The sequence below is a fragment of the Flexivirga sp. G2 genome, assembly GCF_055397625.1.
Genome location: NZ_AP039675.1, coordinates 1,176,262 through 1,190,921, shown reverse-complemented (window position 1 = coordinate 1,190,921; position 14,660 = coordinate 1,176,262). Strand labels below are relative to the sequence as shown.

The 14,660-nt window shown below is 66.5% G+C and carries 16 protein-coding genes; 2 read left to right on the top strand and 14 right to left on the bottom strand.

Going from position 1 to position 14,660, the window contains the following annotated elements:
- Positions 1–40: 40 nt before the first annotated feature.
- From atpA to ACZ50J_RS05815, 11 genes are all read right to left on the bottom strand, one after another.
- Positions 41–1,678, bottom strand: a complete 1,638-nt coding sequence (gene atpA / locus ACZ50J_RS05865) for a F0F1 ATP synthase subunit alpha (RefSeq protein WP_464300332.1) — start codon at positions 1,676–1,678, stop codon at positions 41–43.
- A 75-nt stretch (positions 1,679–1,753) separates the two neighbouring features.
- The gene (locus ACZ50J_RS05860; RefSeq protein ID WP_464300331.1) at positions 1,754–2,566 is read right to left on the bottom strand and encodes a F0F1 ATP synthase subunit delta; all 813 of its coding nucleotides are present in this window, start codon (positions 2,564–2,566) and stop codon (positions 1,754–1,756) included.
- On the bottom strand, positions 2,566–3,162 hold the full coding sequence (locus ACZ50J_RS05855) for a F0F1 ATP synthase subunit B (protein WP_464300330.1): 597 nt from the start codon (positions 3,160–3,162) through the stop codon (positions 2,566–2,568). The genes ACZ50J_RS05860 and ACZ50J_RS05855 overlap by 1 nt, the downstream gene beginning before the upstream one ends.
- 49 nt (positions 3,163–3,211) lie before the next feature.
- The gene (gene atpE, locus ACZ50J_RS05850; protein WP_440282678.1) at positions 3,212–3,421 is read right to left on the bottom strand and encodes an ATP synthase F0 subunit C; all 210 of its coding nucleotides are present in this window, start codon (positions 3,419–3,421) and stop codon (positions 3,212–3,214) included.
- Between the two features lie 113 nt (positions 3,422–3,534).
- Positions 3,535–4,329 (bottom strand): F0F1 ATP synthase subunit A, encoded by a 795-nt coding sequence (gene atpB / locus ACZ50J_RS05845; protein ID WP_464300329.1) that lies wholly within the window; start codon positions 4,327–4,329, stop codon positions 3,535–3,537.
- Positions 4,330–4,442: 113 nt separating this feature from the next.
- A complete protein-coding gene (locus ACZ50J_RS05840) occupies positions 4,443–4,730 on the bottom strand; it encodes a hypothetical protein (protein WP_464300328.1) in 288 nt (95 codons plus the stop codon).
- Between the two features lie 11 nt (positions 4,731–4,741).
- Positions 4,742–5,203: a hypothetical protein gene (locus ACZ50J_RS05835; RefSeq protein WP_464300327.1), complete on the bottom strand. Its 462-nt coding sequence runs from the start codon at positions 5,201–5,203 to the stop codon at positions 4,742–4,744.
- Positions 5,204–5,403: 200 nt separating this feature from the next.
- Positions 5,404–6,489 carry a glycosyltransferase family 4 protein gene (locus ACZ50J_RS05830; protein ID WP_464300326.1) on the bottom strand — a complete coding sequence of 362 codons (1,086 nt, stop codon included), beginning with the start codon at positions 6,487–6,489 and terminating at the stop codon, positions 5,404–5,406.
- A 183-nt stretch (positions 6,490–6,672) separates the two neighbouring features.
- Entirely contained in the window at positions 6,673–7,947 is a 1,275-nt protein-coding gene (locus ACZ50J_RS05825) for a serine hydroxymethyltransferase (RefSeq protein WP_464300325.1), read from the bottom strand.
- 10 nt (positions 7,948–7,957) lie between these two features.
- Positions 7,958–8,821 carry an L-threonylcarbamoyladenylate synthase gene (locus ACZ50J_RS05820; protein WP_464300324.1) on the bottom strand — a complete coding sequence of 288 codons (864 nt, stop codon included), beginning with the start codon at positions 8,819–8,821 and terminating at the stop codon, positions 7,958–7,960.
- Positions 8,822–8,902: 81 nt separating this feature from the next.
- Positions 8,903–9,265 (bottom strand): VOC family protein, encoded by a 363-nt coding sequence (locus tag ACZ50J_RS05815; RefSeq protein WP_464300323.1) that lies wholly within the window; start codon positions 9,263–9,265, stop codon positions 8,903–8,905.
- A gap of 75 nt (positions 9,266–9,340) precedes the next feature.
- On the opposite strand from ACZ50J_RS05815, the gene ACZ50J_RS05810 reads away from it, so the two are divergent.
- Positions 9,341–9,901: a pentapeptide repeat-containing protein gene (locus tag ACZ50J_RS05810; RefSeq protein WP_464300322.1), complete on the top strand. Its 561-nt coding sequence runs from the start codon at positions 9,341–9,343 to the stop codon at positions 9,899–9,901.
- Positions 9,902–9,943: 42 nt separating this feature from the next.
- Here ACZ50J_RS05810 and prmC read toward each other — a convergent pair whose 3' ends face one another.
- The 3 genes from prmC to rpmE form a co-directional block, all read right to left on the bottom strand.
- Complete coding sequence (gene prmC / locus ACZ50J_RS05805; protein WP_464300321.1) at positions 9,944–10,807, bottom strand: peptide chain release factor N(5)-glutamine methyltransferase; 864 nt, start codon at positions 10,805–10,807, stop codon at positions 9,944–9,946.
- Positions 10,804–11,901, bottom strand: coding sequence for a peptide chain release factor 1 (prfA, locus tag ACZ50J_RS05800; protein ID WP_464300320.1), 1,098 nt, complete (start codon positions 11,899–11,901; stop codon positions 10,804–10,806). Before prfA ends, prmC begins: the two co-directional genes overlap by 4 nt.
- Before the next feature lie 156 nt (positions 11,902–12,057).
- Complete coding sequence (rpmE, locus tag ACZ50J_RS05795; protein WP_464300319.1) at positions 12,058–12,273, bottom strand: 50S ribosomal protein L31; 216 nt, start codon at positions 12,271–12,273, stop codon at positions 12,058–12,060.
- 349 nt (positions 12,274–12,622) lie between these two features.
- Here rpmE and ACZ50J_RS05790 point away from each other — a divergent pair, with 349 nt between their 5' ends.
- Positions 12,623–14,542 (top strand): N-acetylmuramoyl-L-alanine amidase, encoded by a 1,920-nt coding sequence (locus tag ACZ50J_RS05790; protein WP_464300318.1) that lies wholly within the window; start codon positions 12,623–12,625, stop codon positions 14,540–14,542.
- The last annotated feature ends 118 nt before the right edge of the window (positions 14,543–14,660 follow it).

Here is a 14,660-nt window from a genome sequence, read left to right as displayed (position 1 = left end):
CCTTCCTGTTCGAAAAGTGGAGTTCAGTCCTGGTACGAGATCAGCCCTGCTGCTGCTTGACGATCTTCGCCTGGTCGATCTGGTCCTGCGCGATCTCGTCGTGCGACTCGGCGCCTTCGCCACCGTGGTCCGGACCGGCCTGGAACTGCGACTTCAGCTTCTTGATCGCCTCTTCGAAGACCTTCTTGCCGTCGTCGTCGAGCTTGGTCGACTCGTCGATGGCGTCGAGGGTGCCCTTGTGCTCACGGCGCAGCAGGTCGAGGAACTCGCCCTCGAAACGGCCGATGTCGGAGACGTCGATGTCGTCGAGCTGACCGGTGGTACCGGCCCAGATCGAGGCGACCTGCGCGGACAGCGAGTACGGGCTGTTCTGCGGCTGCTTGAACAGCGACATCAGACGGTCACCACGTGCCAGCTGGTGACGGGACGCGGCGTCCAGGTCGGATGCGAACATCGCGAACGCCTGCATCTCGCGGTACTGGGCCAGGTCGACCTTGATCGAACCGGTGACGGCCTTCATCGCCTTGGTCATGGCCGCACCACCGACACGCGACACCGACACACCGACGTCGACCGCCGGGCGCTGGTTGGCGTTGAACAGGTCCGCCTGCAGGTAGATCTGACCGTCGGTGATCGAGATGACGTTGGTCGGGATGTATGCCGAGACGTCGCCGGCCTTGGTCTCGATGATCGGCAGACCGGTCATCGAGCCGCCACCGAGCTCGTCGGACAGCTTCGCGCAACGCTCGAGCAACCGGCTGTGCAGGTAGAAGACGTCACCCGGGTATGCCTCGCGGCCCGGCGGACGACGCAGCAGCAGCGACATGGCGCGGTAGGCCTCGGCCTGCTTGGTCAGGTCGTCGAAGATGATCAGGACGTGCTTGCCGTCATACATCCAGTGCTGGCCGATGGCCGAGCCGGTGAACGGCGCGAGGTACTTGAAGCCGGCAGCCTCACCCGCGGACGCGTTGACGATGGTGGTGTAGTCCAGAGCGCCGGCCTCCTCGAGGGTGGCGCGGACCTCGGCAACGGTGGAGTTCTTCTGGCCGACCGCGACGTAGATGCAGCGCACCTGCTTGTTCGGGTCGCCGGACTCCCAGTTGGCCTTCTGGTTGATGATCGTGTCGGTCGCGATCGTCGTCTTGCCGGTCTTGCGGTCGCCGATGATCAGCTGACGCTGGCCACGGCCGATCGGGGTCATCGCGTCGATGGCCTTGATACCGGTCGCCATCGGCTCGAAGACCGACTTACGGGAGACGACGTTGGGCGCCTGCAGCTCCAGCTCGCGACGGGTCTCGGCCTTGATGTCGCCGAGGCCGTCGACCGGGTTGCCGAGCGGGTCCACCACGCGGCCGAGGAAGGCGTCGCCGACCGGCACCGAGAGCACCTCGCCGGTGCGCTTGACCTGCTGGCCTTCTTCGATGCCACCGAACTCACCCAGGACGACGACACCGATGTCGTGCACGTCGAGGTTCATGGCGATGCCGAGGGTGCCGTCCTCGAACTCCAGCAGTTCGTTGGTCATGGCCGAGGGCAGGCCCTCGACGTGCGCGATGCCGTCTGCGGCGTCCACGACGGTGCCGACTTCCTCACGGCTGGCGGCACCCGGCTCGTACGACCGGACGTAACCGTCCAGTGCTTCCCGGATCTCGTCCGGACGGATCGAAAGCTCCGTCATTTCGTCTCTCCTCTTGTGGGGCCGACGGCCCGTAGGTCTTGCTCCAGCGTCGGTATGCCGGAAGGTGGGTCGAGGTCAGCCCGCCATGGTGCGGCGGGCCTCCTCCAGTCGGGTTGCGATGGTGCCGTCGATGACCTCGTCGCCGACCTGCACCCGCAGGCCTCCGACGATGGTCCGGTCGACGATGACGTTGAGCTGGACGGGACGGCCGTAGACACGAGCCAGCGCCTGACCCAGTCGGGACCGGTCGGCCTCGTCGAGGTCGACGGCCGACGTGACGGTCGCCGCGAGCCGGTCGCGCAACTGCGCGGCGACTGCGACATACGACTCGAACACTCGCTCGACCCGACGACCACCGGGGTTGGCGGCCGCCTGGCGTGCCAGCCGGGCCGTCTCCGGCGCCGACTTGCCGTCCAGCAGCTTGCCGACCAGGTCGGCCTTGTCGCTGCCGGAGCGTCGACGGTCACCGAGCGCATCCCGCAGTCCGGCGTCACCGGCGATCGTCCGCTCGAAGCGGAACAGCTCGTCCTCGACGTTGTCGAGACGACCCGAACGCTCCGCCGCGGTCAGCGTGGATTCCACGCCGAGCTGCTCCAGCGCGTCGCCGAGATCCCGCTCGTCGGTCCAGCGCTGGCCGACGGCGTTGCGCAGCACCTGCTGCACTGCGTCGCTGACCTTGCCGGCGAAGAGCCGGTCGACGAGCGCCGTCTTCGCGGACTGCTCGGCGGTCGGGTCGGTCAGTGCGCGCCGCAGCGATGCACTGGACCCGAGCACGCCCGAGACCGCAAACAGCTCGTCACCGAGCGAGGTGGCGTCCGTGCCGGAGCCGAGCAGGGTGTTGAGTTCCTGTCGGACAGTCAGCAGCGAACTACGCGAAGCGCCCTGCATCAGGCACCCTCGTTCGGCGTCGTGCCGACCTTCTCCGGCTTGACGTCCCCGGACTCCAGGTCCGCCAGGAATCGCTCGACGATGCCGCGCTGACGCGTCTCGTCCTCGAGCGACTCGCCGACGATCTTGCCGGCCAGATCGGTCGACAGGCGACCGACGTGGCTGCGCAGCTCGACCTGGGCCTGCTGACGTTCGGCCTCGGTCTGCTTGTGCGCGCTCTCGATGATCCGCTCGGACTCGGCGTTGGCCTGGCCCCGCATCTCGGCGATGATCTGGGCGCCCTGCGAGCGGGCGTCCTCACGGATGCTGGCGGCCTCGGCGCGAGCGTCGGCGAGCTGAGCCTCGTACTGGGACTTGGCTTCCTCGGCCTGCTTCTGGACCTCGGCAGCCTGCTCCATGCCGCCCTCGATGGCCGCTGTCCGCTCCTGGTAGGCCTTCTCCAGGTTGGGGACGACCTTCTTCCAGACGACGAACAGGATCAGCGCGAAGATGATGAGCCCGAAGATCAGCTCAGACAGCTGAGGGAGGATCGGGTACCTCTCGGCGACCTTGGAGTCGCTGGAAGCAGCGAGCCCTGCTAGGGCGACACTGTGCATGACTTTCTCCTACGAGACGGTGCTGGTGACGATCGGTGTGGTGTCGCGCTTACGACTTGAAGACGAACGCGAGGACCAGACCGAAGATGGCCAGCGCCTCTGCGAGCGCGAAGCCGAGGATGGCGATCGACTGCAGCATGCCGCGCGCCTCGGGCTGGCGAGCAACGCCGTTGATGTAGGCGGCGAAGATCAGACCGATACCGACACCGGGGCCGATGGCGGAGAGGCCGTAGCCGAGAATCGCAATGTTGCCTGACACGATGGTCTCTCTTTCTGAGTTTGTCTTTCATTGCTCCGGTCGGCACAACCGACCGGGAGTTCTGTGGTTGTTGCGTATTCGGTTGTAAATCTATGGGCACGGTGCGGTCGCGCTCAGTGCTCCGTGGAGATCGAATCGGCGATGTAGGTCGCAGCCAGGAGGGTGAAGATGTAGGCCTGCAGGAACTCGATCAGGATCTCGAAGACGGTCATCACAGCGGCCATGACGAACGACCCGGCACCGAAGATCTTGTACTGGAAGCCGCTCTGGTGGACGATCATGAACTCGCCACCGGTGATGAAGAGCAGCAGCAGCATGTGGCCGGCGAACATGTTGCCGAAGAGTCGCAGGGCCAGCGTGACCGGGCGGGTGACGAAGTAGGTGATGACCTCGAGCACCAGGATCATCGGTCGGATCCAAGCGGGCAGACCCGGCGGCACGAGTCCCTTGAGGTAGCCGATGACGCCCTTCCGCTTGAACGCGATCACCTGGTAGGTGACGTAGACGAACAGCGTCAATGCGATCGGGAACCCGACCCGGCCGGTGGGCGGGAACTGGAAGAACGGAATGACGCTCATCAGGTTGCTCAGCAACAGGGTGCAGAAGACCGCGAAGAGCAACGGCACGTACTTGAGGAATTCCTTGGTGCCGATGATGTCCTGCGCGATGCCGTTGCGGATCGGCGCGTAGATCTGCTCGGTGAGCCACTGACCCCGGCCGGGGACGATGGCAGCCTTGCGGGTCGTCATCACCAGGTAGGTGCAGACGACCACGCCGACGATCAGGAAGAGCGCCATCGGTCGCGTGAACGACCAGTCACCGTGGCCGAAGAACCGCTGGTAGAACTCCTGCGGGTTCGGCGGCTCGAACGATTCCGTCTTCACCGCAGCAAGTGGGCTGAAGCTCACAGGCGCTCCTCAGTCTTCTTTCAGGTTGGTCAGGAATTCTGGTCTGATGCTGGGTTCACTGGGCGACGTATGCCGCCCGGCACCGACAGGCGGCGGCAGCTGAAAAATGGCTGTCATTCCGCACCGTACCGAAACCAGATCAGGTAGATCGACAGGGCCATCCCCGCGAGGAGGCCGATCAGGACCAGGAAGCCGGTGTGCAGCAACCGGTCCAATCCGAAGCCGATCAAGGCAAATAGTACCGGTCCGCTCAGCAGGTAACTCAGGGCACTCACCCCGACGGACTCGGTCATCCCGGGACGCTCGGTCTTCCAGTCGGCAGAGCTGGCCAGGAAGGTGCTGACGATTCCACCGGGCTTGGTCGAACGAGGCGCGTCGTGGGCGCCGGGCTGTTGCGACATACGGCCTCCAGTCACGGGTTGCTCCCTCCGACGGTAGTGCTCGGCAGGTCCGAATAGACCGGCTTCGGGGCACGCACATAAGCGACGACCTGAGCCACCTGCCAGGCGAGCGCCGTCACGAGGACGGACAGACCGAACGCCCAACCATCGATCCAGTCCCGCTCGGAGAGAGCCAGGATGATGATGCCGAGGAAGATGACCTGTCCAAGGTAGACCGCCAGTGCGGTCGCCAACAGGAGCATCGTGTTGTCGCTCGGGACGCGCTGCAGGACCGCGAGGCCACCGGCGAAGAAGACCAAGGCGACGAGCACGCCGATGGCGGCACTGCCGCCGCCCTTCGGGCCGTTCGCGATCCAGAAGATGATGGTCAACACCGGCAGACAGACCGCGTTGACGACGATGCCCGCTCGCAACATCGTCGCGAACGGAAGAACCGGCGGTGCCGGCGTCACTTCCGGTCGGGAGTCCGTCATGGGCTCTCTGCCAATCTGCCTGAGTCGTGGGCGTCGATGGGGCGTCTCACTGGAGGCATTCGAGGCTTGGTGTCACCTCGTCTTCCTGCTTGTGAAAGTTATCACAAGCTCCGTATCCGAGGGAAATCCGCGGGCGCTGATCGAGTAGCGCCGAGGGATGAGGCGCCCATCGAGATCACGTCCGGACCCCTGAGGTCCGCTCAGCGTCGCGCGAGGCGGGGCAGGCCGACGGTCAGCGCGAGGCAGAGGGCGATGAGTCCGATGAGCACGGACGCGGCCAGCGGGGTGGACAGGAAGTTGAACAGCAGCACTCCCCCGGCGACCGACGCCGACCACAGGTAGAGCAGCAGCACGGCCTGGCGGTGCGGATGCCCCATCCGCATCAGCCGGTGGTGCAGGTGTTTCTTGTCGGGGTGCCAGAACTTTCCGCCGCGGCGGACGAAGGCCAGCAGCACGTCGAGCACTGGCAGGGCCAGCACGAGCACGGGCAGTGCGATCGGCAGCAGGATCGCGACGGATGACGTCTGCCCCTGATCCCCGGCGGGGTCGAAGTTGCCGGTGAAGGAGATGAGCGACGCGGACAGCAGCAGACCCAGCAGTAAGGACCCGGCGTCGCCCATGAAGAGCTTGGCCGGGTGGAAGTTGTGTGGCAGGAAGCCGAGGCAACAGCCCACGACGGCGGCCGAGATGAACGACGCCAGGGTGAAGACGTCGTTGTCGTAGTTCTGCCGCGTCGCATAACTCCAGATGAAGAACGTCGCGGCCGCGATCGCCGTCGTACCCGCAGCCAGCCCGTCCAGGCCGTCGGCGAAGTTGACGGCCTGAGTGGTCGCGATGACGACGATGACTGTGAGCCCGAACAGCACCCACTGCGGGAAGTAGGTTGCCGTACCGAGGATCGGCAGGAAATAGAGGTGCACTCCGCCGAGCATCGACATGACGAGCGCAGCGACGATCGTGCCCGCGACCTTGGTCAGCGGATCGAGCTCCCGCAGGTCGTCGATCGCACCGAGCAACGTCGCGATCGCGGCCGCGGCCAGAACCCACAGGACGGACGAGTAGTCGATCTTGCTGCCGAGGTACGGCAGTTGCTTGGCGACCAGGATCGCCGCCGCGAATCCCAACAGGAGCGCGACACCGCCCAACCGCGGGATCGGGACCGTGTGCACGTCACGCCCGCGCACGGGCGTGACGGCATTCCAACGGACGGCTGCCCAGCGTATGCCGGGAGTCGTGATGAAGGTGATCGCCGCTGCGACGATCGCGATGAGCAGATATTCACGCACAGAGGCTCATGCTCCGCCGGCACAGCAGCTCGCGAACTCGCTGCAATGCCAACCGAGCCCGAACCTCCTGCACCTGTGTTGATTGAACTTCACAGCGGGACAGAATCCTTCTGGTGATCGTCGGGCAACTTGCGGGTCGAGTAGGGCGAGCCGCTAGGCGAGCTCGTATCGAGACCCGCCGACTCAGCGAGGGTACGCCGGGAAACGCTCGACCAGCTCCGAAACCTGACCACGCACAGCCTTGGCCGCGGCGTGCTCGGGGTCGCCGTCGCCTTCGGTGATGGCGGTGTGGATCAGGTCCGCGATCAGCTTCATCTCCTCGGTGCCCATGCCCTGTGTCGTGACGCACGGCGAACCGACGCGGATGCCGGACGCGATGTTCGGCTTGGCCGGGTCGAAGGGGATGGCGTTCTTGTTCAGCACGATGCCTGCGGCATCGGCTCGCTTCTCGGCGTCGGCGCCGGTGACACCGATGCCCTGCAGATCGTGCAGCGACAGGTGGGTGTCCGTGCCGCCGGTCGTCGGGCGGATGCCGTGCTCCCCCAGCGAGGTCGCCAGCTGCTGCGCGTTGGCGATGACCTGCTTGGCGTAGGCGGCATACTCCGGCGTCGCGCACTCCTTGAAGTTGACCGCCTTGGCAGCGATGGAGTGCATCTGCGGGCCGCCCTGCATCATCGGGAAGACCGCCTTGTCGATCGCCTTGGCGTGCTCCTCCTTGCAGACGATGGCGCCGGCACGCGGGCCGCGCAGCACCTTGTGCGTGGTGAAGGAGACGACGTCGGCATACGGGACCGGGCTGGGGATCGCCTTGCCGGCGACCAGGCCGATGAAGTGCGCGGCGTCGACCCAGAAGATCGCGCCGATCTCGTCGGCGAGCTTGCGGAAGAATTCGAAGTCGATCAGCCGCGGGATGGCGGAGCCGCCGGCCAGGATGACCTTCGGCCGGTGTTCCTTGGCGAGCCGCTCGACCTCGGCGTAGTCGATGTCCTCGGTCTCCTTGTCGACGCCGTAGTTGACGGCGTTGAACCACTTGCCGGAGAAGCTGACCTTGGTGCCGTGCGTGAGGTGACCGCCCATCGGCAAGGACATCGACAGGATCGTCTCGCCCGGCTTCAGGAACGCGCCGTAGACCGCTTGGTTGGCGCTGGCGCCCGAGTGCGGCTGCACATTGGCGTGATCGGCGTCGAAGAGCGCCTTGCACCGCTCGATCGCGAGCGTCTCGGCCTTGTCGACCTCGGAGCAGCCGCCGTAGTAGCGGCGACCCGGGTAGCCCTCGGCGTACTTGTTGGTCAGCGTCGAGCCGAGCGCGGTGATGACCGCGGGACTCGACATGTTCTCGCTGGCGATCAGCTGCAGTCCATCGCGGATGCGGTCGAGCTCGGAGACCAGAACGCCGGCGATGTCCGGGTCGAACTGCTGGAGCGCGTCGAAATCAGAACCGTAGAAGGGGGTGGTCATGTCGGACACCTTATTCGTCGTCGCTGTTGTCATCGGTGGGAGTCTCATGCCACTGCCCGCCCAAGGTCGGCGGCGCTTCAGGCACATCGGCAGAGGAGTGGATCTCACTGTCGGCAGGGGCAATTGGCGCAACGGTGTCGTCACCGGGCTTGGTCAGGTCGACGGGTGCATCCTCGGCAGCCTGCTCCGGCTCGACCGGTTCCGGGATCGGCGAGTTGATCGCCCGACCGGTGATCAACTCGACGTCACCGAGGACCTTCTGCAGCTCCTCGTTGGTGATCGTGCCCTCGCGCAGGACCACCGGGTCGGCCTTCGTGCAGTCCAGGATCGTCGAGGAGGTGTCCGCGCCGCGGACGCCTCCGTCGAGGTAGATGTCGACGAAATGACCCAGCATGAAGCCTGCCTCGGTCACCGTCGTCGCGGACGGTTTGCCGGTGCGGTTGGCGGAGCTGACCGCGAGCGGTCCGGTGCTCTCCAGCAGAGCGATGGCGATCTCGTCGTCCGGCATACGCAGGGCGACCGTGCCATTGGTGTCGCCGAGATCCCAGGCGAGCGACTGCTGGGCACGGAAGACGAGCGTGAGGCCACCGGGCCAGAAGGCATCCATCAGCCGTCCGGCGTATGACGGCACCGACATCGCAAGTCCGTCGACGGTCTGCCGGGACGGGATCAGCACCGGCGGCGGCATGTCGCGACCGCGACCCTTGGCCTCCAGCAATTGTCCGACGGCGGTCGGGTTGAAGGCGTCGGCCGCGATGCCATAGACGGTGTCGGTCGGCAGGACCACGCATTCGCCGCGAAAGATCGCCTCGGCCGCGGTGCTGACGCCCTCGTCGCGGGACTCCGGGACGATGCAATCGAAGACTGGGCTCACCCGGCAAGTCTGTCAGACGAGCTCGACGAGAGTTGACCAGGTCACAGTGCGAGCGACCGCGGCATCACGCCCCCGTCAACCTCAGCAGTTGCAGAGGCAGAACGGATGTCCGGCGGGGTCGAGGAAGACCCGGAACGAGGTGCCCGGCTGCTCCGCACATTTGGTGGCGCCCAGCTCGATGGTCGGCCCCTCCGCTGCGTCGAGGTCGTCGACCACGACGTCGAGGTGCATTTGCTGCGGATGCTCCTGCCCGGGCCACTGCGGCGCCTGGAAGTCGTCGACGCGCTGGAAGCTGATCGGCGGCCAGGTGTCGGTGCGGATCTCTGCCCAGCTGCCGTCGTCGTCGACCTTGACCTCGAAGTCGAGCAGCTTGCCGTAGAACGTCGCGAGCTGTCCGGGGTCGGGACAGTCGATCACCAGATTGGGAGTGCGTGCGATAGCCATGGCTGGACGCTACCGACACCCACCGACAACGTGACTGATCGAGCGCCGTCGGCGGTGGCTGCCAGACTCCCGGGCATGGAGCTGATCGACGAGACGTATGTCGACAAGGAGCTGCCGGCCTTGCTGGCAACGGCCACGGACGCGGTGTCACTGCTGCGGTGCGACCTGCGCGGTTCCGACCTGCGGGACGTCGATCTGACCGAGGTCACCTTCACCGACTGTGTCTTGGACAACGTGCGGTTGGACGGTGCCTCACTCGGCGGGGCGAGCTTCGAGGGTTGCCGGCTGATGGGCGCCGCGCTGCCCCACACCCGCGGTCTGGGCTTCACGATCAAGCGGTCGAACCTCTTTGCCGCCAACTTGATCGGCGCGGTGATCTCGCACACGGACCTGACCGGGTGCCGGTTCACCGAGGCGGTGTTGCGCGGTGTCGACCTGCGCGCGTCGGTGCTCGACGGCTGCGACCTCACCCACGCGGATCTGTATGACGCAAAGCTCGAAGGGGCCGACCTGAGGGGCGCAGCGCTGGGCCCGTGCGACATGGATCGGTTGCGCGCGCTCAAGGGCGCGATCATCACCGCGGAGCAGGCGCAGGCGATCGTGGTCGAGCTTGCCGGCGTGACGATCGTCGGCTGAGCTCGGCTCGGCGGGTCTCGATACGTCGCTCGTCCCTCGCGACTACTCGACCCGCGTTTTGCGGGCGGTGACCGCGCGCGGCCGGTCCGCCAGATCGCGATGGTCTGCGACGCCGGTCCAACCGTCGCGAACGAGTGCGGCCGGCAGCGAATCCCCTTGACTGTCAGCGTGTTCCATCACCAGCAACCCGCCCGGACGCATCAGTTGATGCGCTCGTCGCGCAACGGCGAGCGGAATGCGCAAGCCGTCCTCGCTGCCGCCATACAGGGCGACTTCGGGGTCGTGGTCACGGACCTCCGGGTCGATCGGCACCATCCCGACCGGAATGTATGGCGGGTTGCTCACGACCACGTCCAGCGTCCCTTCGCTGCCCGGCAATGCCGACTCCGCAGGGCCGTGCAGCACGTCCACGTCGAGGCCCAGCGACTGCGCATTGCGGGCCGCCCAGGCGTGCGCCATCGGGTCGAGTTCGACGGCCGTGACCGATGCCGTGGGCGCTTCGTGCTTGATCGCGAGCGCGATCGCGCCGGACCCGGTGCACAGATCGACGACCTGGGCCTCCGGACGATCGCGCAGCTCGGCGAGCACCAGGTCGACCAGCAGCTCGGTCTCCGGTCGCGGGACGAAAACCCCTGGCCCGACCTGCAATTCGATGCTGCGGAACGGCGCTGTGCCGGTGAGGTGCTGGAGTGGGATCCGTGCCGCCCGCTCACCGACCAAGCCGTCGAAGCGGTCGACGACATCGGCCGATGGCTCGGCGCCGAGCAATTGCCGACGCTGAAGCTCTCCGACGGACAGCCCCCACGCGTGCGCCAACAACAAGGTCGCGTCCGTCGCGGCGCTCGGCACGCCGGCGGCTGCGAGCCGCTCGGTGGCCGACGCGAGCAGCGGGCGGATCGCGCTCATGCGGAAGGTGAACCTTCAGCGACCGCAGCCATTTTCGCGGCCTCGTCGGTGTCGATCGCGGACTGGATCAACGCGTCGAGGTCACCGTTGAGCACGGTGTCGAGGTTGTACGCCTTGTAGCCCGTGCGGTGGTCCGCGATGCGGTTCTCCGGGAAGTTGTAGGTGCGGATCCGCTCACTACGGTCGACGGTGCGCACCTGCGAGCGCCGGGCCGCGGACGCCTCAGCCTCCTTGGCCTCCTGAGCCTGCTGCCGCAGTCGCGCCTTGAGCACGCGCATCGCAGCTTCCTTGTTCTGCAGCTGCGACTTCTCGTTCTGACAGGAGACGACGAGCCCGGTCGGCAGATGGGTGATGCGGACCGCCGAGTCGGTGGTGTTGACCGACTGACCGCCGGGGCCGGACGACCGGTAGACGTCGATCTTCAGGTCGTTCGGCCCGAACTCGATCTCGTCGTCGTCCCCCTCGTCGAGGTCCGGCATCACCATCACGCCGGCTGCGGACGTGTGGATGCGCCCCTGGCTCTCGGTGACCGGCACGCGCTGCACGCGATGCACACCACCCTCGTACTTCAGCTTCGCCCACGGGGCCTGGCCGGGCTCCGGCTGTCCCTTCGCACGGATCGTCACCCGGACGTCGGTGTAGCCACCCAGGTCCGACTCGGTGCCGTCGGTGATCTCGGCACGCCAGCCGGCGTGCTCGGCATACCGGAGGTACATGCGGACCAGATCGGCTGCGAACAAAGCTGATTCGGCGCCGCCAGCGCCGGCCTTGACCTCGAGTATGACGTCGCGGTCGTCGTCCTCGTCGCGCGGCAGCAGCAGCTTGCGCAGCTTGGCCTCCGTCTCGGTGACCGTCTCCTCGAGCGCGGGGATCTCCTCCGCGAACGCCTCGTCCTCGGCGGCGAGCTCGCGCGCCGCCGCCAGGTCCTCACGTGCCGTGGTCCACGCCCGGTATGCCGCGACGGTCGGCGCCAGCGCGGCATACCTCTTATTGAGCCGGCGCAGCGCCTTGGGGTCGGCGTGCACCGCGGGGTCGGCCAACTGGCGCTCCAGGTCCGCGTATTCGTCCGCGACGGCGGCTGCTGACTCGATCATGGGATGCCTTCCGGCGGAGGGGACATGCTGGGCAAAGCAAACCGCCGGCCCCGACCACGTGGGTCAGGACCGGCGGTGCGGAAAACGGTCCGGCCGAAGGACGGCCAAATGACTCAGGCAGCAGAGTCGATGGTGAGGAACGAATCCTCGACTCAGCTACTTGGCAGCCTTCTTGCCGTAGCGCTCCTGGAAGCGGGCGACGCGGCCACCGGTGTCCAGAATCTTCTGCTTGCCGGTGTAGAAGGGGTGGCACTGCGAGCACACGTCGGCGGCGATCGCACCGGACGGGGCAGTGCTGCGGGTGGTGAAGGTGGCACCGCAGGTGCAGGTGACCACCGTCTCACCGTAGGACGGGTGAATGTCCTTCTTCATGGGATCTCCTAGGGATGTCATGCCCACCGGGTCGCAGACGCTGAGTGCGCAAGCGTGAACCGGGGAGCCAACCGAAGATTCTGCCAGCTGGCAGACCAACAGTCCAAACGAGAACCGTTCCCGACTTATTCCGCACCCCTCCCTGTGCCCCCGCCCCGCCCCCTTGTGCCGAATGACGGCTCCCTCGGCGAACGACGGTCCGATCCCGCCGTCACTCGCCGAAGAAGCCGTCATTCGAGACAAGGGAAACCTGACAGTCGCGGAAAACCATTTACGTCCTATGCCATGCCAAGGTGAAAGAGTCAGCTCTCCCCTGGGCCGACTGTCCCCTGATGATCACGGAGTCACGATGAGTCGTCCTGTATCACGGCGCAACTTCCTTGTTGCAGCTCTTGCAGTTCCGGTGGCAGCTGCCGCCACGTCCGCCCCGGCCCTGGCCGTGGAGGATCACGATCAGTTCACCGCGGCGTCGACGAAGTATGGCGTCCCCGCCGCAATCCTGGCGGCGGTCTCCTACGGCCAGACCCGCTGGGAGGACCACGCGGGCCGTCCCAGCACCAGCCTCGGCTACGGCCCGATGCACCTGATCGACGGTGCAGCCGCGCAGGCGCAACGTGACGCCGCGGCCGGCAAGGGCGCCGCGCACGTCGTCGACACGCTCGGCAACGCCGCAGCCCTGACCGGCTTCTCCAAGGACACGCTGCGCACCGACACCGCGGTGAACATCATGGGCGCTGCCGCAGTCATCGCCGCCGCTCAGCAGAAGCTCGGCCATGCGGTGGGCGTGCACACCGACCCCGCCACCTGGTACGAAGCCGTAGCAACGACAAGCGGTTTCACGACCGCGTCGAGCCAACGCGGCTTCGCCGACGACGTCGTCACCGACCTCCGGTCGGGTGTCACCCGCAAGGCCTCCGGTGTGCAGTTGAACCTCAAGGCCACCAAAGTGGGCAGCGTCACCGCCCAGCGCGCCGTGCTCACCAAGCGCGTCGACGCAGCGGCGGCGAAGGCGAAGCCTGCGCCATACCCGATCGATGCGCCGAAGGGCCTCGCGGTCGACTGGAGCCCGGCGCCGTACGAGAAGCTCGGCGAGGACCCGGGTGACTACGGCAACCACGACCTGGCCCGCCGGCCCGTCTCCCCCACCCTCAACACCATCGTCATCCACGACATGGAGTGCCCGTACGACGAGGCGCTGCAACTGAACAGCGACCCGACCTACCTGGCGTGGAACTACTCGGTCCGCTCCAGCGACGGTCAGATGGCCCAGCACCTGGAGGCGGCCGACGTCGGCTGGCACGCGGGCAACTGGTACGTCAACATGCACTCGATCGGTGTCGAGCACGAGGGCTATGCCGTTGCCGGCCCGACCTGGTTCACCGAGGTCATGTACCGCAAGTCGGCCCGGCTGATCCGGTATCTGTGCGACGAGTACAAGATCCCGGTCGACCGCGCCCACATCATCGGGCACGACCAGGTGCCCGCGACCACCACCTCGGGCATCCCGTCGATGCACTGGGACCCGGGCCCGTTCTGGGACTGGGAGCACTACTTCGAGCTGCTGAACGCACCGCTCGACAAGGGCACGCGGGTCAAGAAGAAGCTCGCGGTCGGCGACATCATCCGGATCCTGCCCGGCTTCGACGGCAACGAGCAGACTGTCACCGGCTGCGACGACAACAACCCGCCGATCTGCGTGGTCGACGGTCCGCAACCGGCGACCAACTTCGTCACCCTGCACGTCCAGCCCGACGAAGGCGCTCCGCTGGTCAAGGACGTCGGGCTGCACCCGGACGGGTCGGCCTCGACCACGAAGCCGATGGACGTCGGCGCCCGCGCCGCGGCCGGCACCGATTTCGTCGTGGCGGGCGTGTATGGCGACTGGACGGCCATCTGGTACCTCGGCCAGAAGAGCTGGTTCCACAACCCGGCGAAGGCCCCGACGGCCCGCCTGCTCAAGAAGGGCGTGAAGGCCAAGCCCAAGCAGGACACGGACATCAAGGTCTACGGCCGCGCCTACCCGGAGGCTTCGGCATACTCCGATCCCGCCGACGTGCAGGCGATCTCGCCGTTCAGCTACACGTGGGCGGCCGGCCAGGAGTACGTCATCGCGGACCAGAACGTCCCGACCGACTACTACAAGGCCAAGACGTTCGACATCACCACACCGAACGACCACATCGACATCGTCGGGACGACGAAGTACTACCTGGTCTACTTCGGCCACCGGGTCATGTACGTCATGGCCGACGACGTCGAATTGTCCTGACGCCGCTCCATCCCGAATGACGGCTCTCTCGCCGAGTGACGGTCCTCTTGGGCCGTCACTCGGCGAAGAAGCCGTCATTCGGCATTTCGGGAAGTCGTCACTCTCCGAAAACCATTTA

Excerpts from the sequence above, each read along its gene's own strand:
- prmC (WP_464300321.1), bottom strand. The coding sequence starts at position 10,807 with ATGAGCGCGATCCGCCCGCTGCTCGCGTCGGCCACCGAGCGGCTCGCA.
- ACZ50J_RS05810 (WP_464300322.1), top strand. The coding sequence starts at position 9,341 with ATGGAGCTGATCGACGAGACGTATGTCGACAAGGAGCTGCCGGCCTTG.
- ACZ50J_RS05815 (WP_464300323.1), bottom strand. The coding sequence starts at position 9,265 with ATGGCTATCGCACGCACTCCCAATCTGGTGATCGACTGTCCCGACCCC.
- ACZ50J_RS05840 (WP_464300328.1), bottom strand. The coding sequence starts at position 4,730 with ATGTCGCAACAGCCCGGCGCCCACGACGCGCCTCGTTCGACCAAGCCC.
- ACZ50J_RS05825 (WP_464300325.1), bottom strand. The coding sequence starts at position 7,947 with ATGACCACCCCCTTCTACGGTTCTGATTTCGACGCGCTCCAGCAGTTC.
- ACZ50J_RS05855 (WP_464300330.1), bottom strand. The coding sequence starts at position 3,162 with ATGCACAGTGTCGCCCTAGCAGGGCTCGCTGCTTCCAGCGACTCCAAG.
- ACZ50J_RS05860 (WP_464300331.1), bottom strand. The coding sequence starts at position 2,566 with ATGCAGGGCGCTTCGCGTAGTTCGCTGCTGACTGTCCGACAGGAACTC.
- rpmE (WP_464300319.1), bottom strand. The coding sequence starts at position 12,273 with ATGAAGAAGGACATTCACCCGTCCTACGGTGAGACGGTGGTCACCTGC.
- atpA (WP_464300332.1), bottom strand. The coding sequence starts at position 1,678 with ATGACGGAGCTTTCGATCCGTCCGGACGAGATCCGGGAAGCACTGGAC.
- ACZ50J_RS05790 (WP_464300318.1), top strand. The coding sequence starts at position 12,623 with ATGAGTCGTCCTGTATCACGGCGCAACTTCCTTGTTGCAGCTCTTGCA.
- prfA (WP_464300320.1), bottom strand. The coding sequence starts at position 11,901 with ATGATCGAGTCAGCAGCCGCCGTCGCGGACGAATACGCGGACCTGGAG.
- ACZ50J_RS05835 (WP_464300327.1), bottom strand. The coding sequence starts at position 5,203 with ATGACGGACTCCCGACCGGAAGTGACGCCGGCACCGCCGGTTCTTCCG.